Below are 4,267 nucleotides of genomic sequence, written 5' to 3'. Positions count from 1 at the left end.
CAAGCATCGCCCTGCGGGGCGTCTGACGTGATGGCCGCGCGGATGGCGGGCCAGGCGGCGGCCTCGCAACTGAGCACGGCAGTGTTGCCCAGCACCCGGTACGCCAGCACGCCGGGCAGGGCTGCCCAGTGCGGCGGGGGCGTTGCCGCCGCCACGATGCAGCGGGTTACCCGCTCCTGACGCAGGGTTGGTTCCAGCACTTCGGGTGCGGCCAGCGAAAGTTCACGGGCCAGCCAGCCCACGGGGCCGTCGGGGTTGGCGTCCAGCGAGGTGTGCGCGGCGTACAGCCACGCACCGCGCGCCAATACGGCAGCGGCCACGGCGTGGTGATCGTCCAGCGTGTCCAGCGCGCGGGGCGTCATGGACAGCGGATGGTGGGAAAGGATCACGTCGGCGCCCAGGTCCAGGGCTGCGACGACGGCGGCGGGGGTGGGGTCGAGGCAGACGGCGAGGGCCGTTGCCTCCGCGTCGTGCCCGGCCACCTGGATGCCCGACCTGTCCCACTGTGCGGCGGATGCCGGAAGTGCTGTTTTTTCGATAACGCTAATTATTTCAGAGCGTTTCATGCAAATTTCCCAAGCAAAGAGGGTGCTTCGCCGGATTTGCGCGGCGCAAGCACCCTCGAAGCGGCAAGGCGTGGTTCCGGAATTGGTGCTGCTCCAATGTCCGCGTTCCTGTCCCGTTGCTCTGTTGCACGGCAGGGGGCACTGGCGGTGCCCGGTGCCGGGGCGGCGCAAGCGCCTGCCCGGGAAAATTTGGTGGGCCTAGCGTGACTCGAACACGCAACAAACCGGTTATGAGCCGGGGGCTCTGCCAATTGAGCTATAGGCCCGCACGTAACCGGAGCGGCCCGGCACCATGCCCGGAATGCTGACCGGTGAGCCGACTCTGATACGCCTGGGCGTTGCGGCTGTCAAGCAGGCCACACCCCGCCCCTGGTCCTACCCCCGGCAATCTCCGGCCTTCTTCACACCGCCCTCTTCATTTCGCCTTTTTCAGCCCGCACTGTTCCTTGGCATAGGCAATGGCCGAACGGGCTGCCTTGGCGCCTTCGCCCACGGCCACGCCGATCTGCAGAAAGCCGCCGGTGCAGTCGCCCGCCGCGAAGATGCCGGGGATGTTGGTGCACTGCTCGCCGTCGGCCACCAGGAACACGCCCTTGCGCTCCACGCCCAGGGAATAGGCGAAGTCGAGGGACGATGCCTCTCCCATGGCCACGAACAGACCGTCGGCAACCGCTTCCGTACCGTCGGCGAACACAACGCGCTCAAGGCCGTTGTCACCGGCCAGCCGCGTGATCTTGCGGGTGTCGATGGTGATGCCCGCATCGGCCAGGCGCTGTTCGAAACCTGAATTGAGCGCGGGGGCCTTGCCCTGGGTGCAGATGGACACGTGCGGGGTGTACTGGGTCAGCTCCAGTGCCTGGTTGGCCGCGAAGATGCCTTCGCCCAGCACCAGCACCTGCTTGCCGCGATAGAAGAACCCGTCGCAACTCACGCAGTAGGACACGCCCTTGCCCTCGTAGTCGCCCAGGTTGTCGATGCCGGGGCGTACGCGGGCAACCCCGGTGGCCAGCACCACGGCGCAGGCGTCGTACGTGCCCTTGTCGGTCTTGACGTGGAAGCCGCCCGCATCGCCGTGGTGCACGGCCAGCACGCGTTCCTCGCGCAGTTGCGCGCCGAAGCGTTCGGCCTGCCTGCGGCCACGTTCGATGAGGTCGCGCCCGGAGATGGTTTCGTCGAAACCGAAATAGTTGTCGATGTCGTACTCTCCCGCCACCTTGGGGGTGCTGCCCAGCACCAGCGTGGGAATGCCAGCGCGGGCGGTGTAGATGGCGGCGGAAAGCCCGGCGGGGCCGGAGCCGATGATCACCAGTGGGGCGTTGGCGGAAGCGGACGTGGATTCGGACATGGGCATCTCCGTAGGGAAAGACGCTGGCGGCGGGGCCGCGCGCCTGTTGCGTGTTTCCGGCAGGGCGTGTCGGGCGGCGGGGGCCGCCCGCGCATGGCGCGCCGAACCAGAAAGTAGGCAGTCCGAAGTGGCTGGCAAGGGGGGCGGCGGTGACACGTTCCCCCGGCGCGTCCCCCGCATGCGGCCCGAAAAGTTACAGACCTAATTGTGCCAGCAGGTCGTCCACGTTTTCCTGCGAGGTACCGCGTTGCGGCCCCTTGAGTTCGGACACTACCTGACGGGTTTCCGCCTCGATCTGCGAAAGGTCCTTTTCCGGGGCTTCCTCACGCGCGCGTATCAGCAGGCCGGTGGAGAGGTACAGTTCCACCACGGTGCTTTCGATGGTGCGCAGGGCCGCGATGATTTTCTTGATGCGCTGGCCGGTCAGGTCCTGGAAGCCGAGGGTGGTCAGGATTTCCACAAGCCCCTCGCCCAGCTCGGCGTTGATATGCACCAGGCGTTCAAGGGCGCGTTCCACGCCCGCTCCGGCACGGACGGCCTCGATCAGTACGGCTGCTTCCTTCTGGCGTTCGATCTGTACCTCGACCACGTCCATGATCGATTCGGTGGCCTCTTGCGTGGTGACCAGAATTTCGTCCAGTTGGCGCGAAGCCTCGTTGAACAAGCGGTCGGCGTCCTCGCGCTGCACGGGGAGCGTGCCTTCCTGGGCTTCCTGCGAGCCGGGCTTCGCGGCGGTGGAGATTTCGCGGTAGATGGTTTGCAGGCCCCCGCGCATGTCGTCGCTGATGCGGCGGTAGAATTCGCTTTCCACCAGTGCTCGGGTGAGATTGGTGGTGAGTTCCCGCTCGATGGTGGCTGCGAGCACGTCGCGGATGTTCACGACGAGGGTGTTCGTCACGCTTTCCATCACGTTGTCGAGCAGTTCTTCCTGCGTGACCATTGTGCGCTCCTGCTGGTGGTGTGTGCGCCATGCCGTGCGGCCGTGCGGGTGGCGTGCCCCGTGGGGGCTGGTCCGGGTTTGCCGGATATGGGTCTGCCGGATATGGGGCTGTGCCTGGGGTCGGATGCGAGACGGTGCCCGATGCCTGTCGGGACCGCATGCGAGCCGGGCCGGATGAACTCCGAACTGGCTACGCGTCGGGCCGGGCAGAATCGGAAGTCCGATCCCAGGACGGAAGTCCGCATTGGCGAACCTAGCAGATAGTCAACCGTGGGAAAAGCGGAAATCGGCGGAGGAGTCAGCCTTCCGCCGCGCGCGTAAAAGGTGCACAGCGGCGGCGTCAACAGGAAGGCGGGGCGTGCGCGGAACATGTCGCGCACGCCCCGCCGGGGTGTGTCAGCATAAGGCAGTCGTGGTCAGGGCCGTGTCGGCACGCTCTGTACGGGCAGTGCCGGAGCCGCGTCGGCCTACAGGCCGCCGTTCTCCACTTCCACGTTCATGGCCCCCACGGGGCACACGCGCGTGCACAGGCCGCAGGCGGTGCAGCGGTCCTTGTCGAACACCACCACCCGCGCCTCGATGTCCATGGCCAGGGCCGAGGTGGGGCAGATGGCGGTGCACATGCCGCAGTGCATGCAGCTGTCCTCGTCGCGCGAGATGCGCTGCGAGACGTCGGTAACGGTCACGTCCTGCTCGCGCAGGTAGGCGATGCCCTTCAGACAGTTGTCTTCGCCCCCGGAAATCTCCAGGGTCAGGTAGCCTTCCTTGCGCGGTGTGATCTGGGCCTTGAGAATGTTGACGGTAAGGTCATACCTGCGCACCAGGTCGCTCACGATGGGCTTGCCCGAAATTTCGGGCGGGAACGTGAGATGGATGTTCTTGCGGTAGGCCTTGGTCTGTTGTTCGGTCATGCTGTTTCCGGGCCGGAGCACCGGGTACTCGGATTATTTGTTCTCGCTCAGGAACTTCTTGGCGCGCTGCGCTTCGGGCGAATCGGGCAGCTTCTTGATCAGCTCCTCCAGTCGCACCTTGCCGGCGTCCTTCTTGCCGAGCTTGTAGAAGCAGATGCCCTGCTTGAGCAGCGACGAGGCGTACTTGGGGCTCTTGGGGTACTTGGAGATGACCTGTTCGTACGCCAGCGCCGAGCGGGCGAAGTCCTGCTGCTGGAAGTTGGCCTCACCCTGCCAGAACCATGCGTTGCTGGTCAGCTTGTGGTCCCCGAAGGTGTTGGTGAAATCGGTGAACGCCTTCACGGAATCCTTGTAGCGCCGCTCGTTGAACGCCGTCATGCCCTGGTCGTACAGTGCCTGGGCCGTGTCTACAGCGGCGGCGGCAGGCTTGGCGGCGGGTGCGGCGGCCGCCTTGGCGGGTTCCGCGCTGGTCACGGCCATGGTGCCGCTTTGCGCCGGGGGCACC

The 4,267-nt window shown here is 66.0% G+C and carries 5 protein-coding genes and 1 tRNA gene; all 6 read right to left on the bottom strand.

The genetic code is table 11. The features are described 5' to 3' along the window. Window positions 1-566: Nif3-like dinuclear metal center hexameric protein (locus FVW27_RS08980; protein ID WP_208294711.1), on the bottom strand; the 566-nt coding region annotated here is incomplete at its 3' end. Between the two features lie 190 nt (window positions 567-756). Next, window positions 757-832: transfer RNA gene (locus tag FVW27_RS08975), tRNA-Ile, on the bottom strand. 149 nt (window positions 833-981) lie between these two features. After that, window positions 982-1,911 (bottom strand): NAD(P)/FAD-dependent oxidoreductase, encoded by a 930-nt coding sequence (locus tag FVW27_RS08970; protein WP_167124472.1) that lies wholly within the window; start codon window positions 1,909-1,911, stop codon window positions 982-984. A 193-nt stretch (window positions 1,912-2,104) separates the two neighbouring features. Further along, window positions 2,105-2,851 (bottom strand): protein phosphatase CheZ, encoded by a 747-nt coding sequence (locus FVW27_RS08965; RefSeq protein ID WP_167124470.1) that lies wholly within the window; start codon window positions 2,849-2,851, stop codon window positions 2,105-2,107. Between the two features lie 467 nt (window positions 2,852-3,318). After that, complete coding sequence (locus FVW27_RS08960; protein ID WP_167124469.1) at window positions 3,319-3,762, bottom strand: NIL domain-containing protein; 444 nt, start codon at window positions 3,760-3,762, stop codon at window positions 3,319-3,321. Between the two features lie 33 nt (window positions 3,763-3,795). Continuing rightward, the coding region (ybgF, locus tag FVW27_RS08955) for a tol-pal system protein YbgF (RefSeq protein ID WP_167124467.1) at window positions 3,796-4,267 on the bottom strand (472 nt) is incomplete at its 5' end.

This window comes from Nitratidesulfovibrio liaohensis (assembly GCF_011682075.1).
Classification (GTDB): Bacteria; Desulfobacterota; Desulfovibrionia; order Desulfovibrionales; family Desulfovibrionaceae; genus Cupidesulfovibrio; species Cupidesulfovibrio liaohensis.
This window is presented reverse-complemented; position numbering and strand designations above follow the sequence as displayed.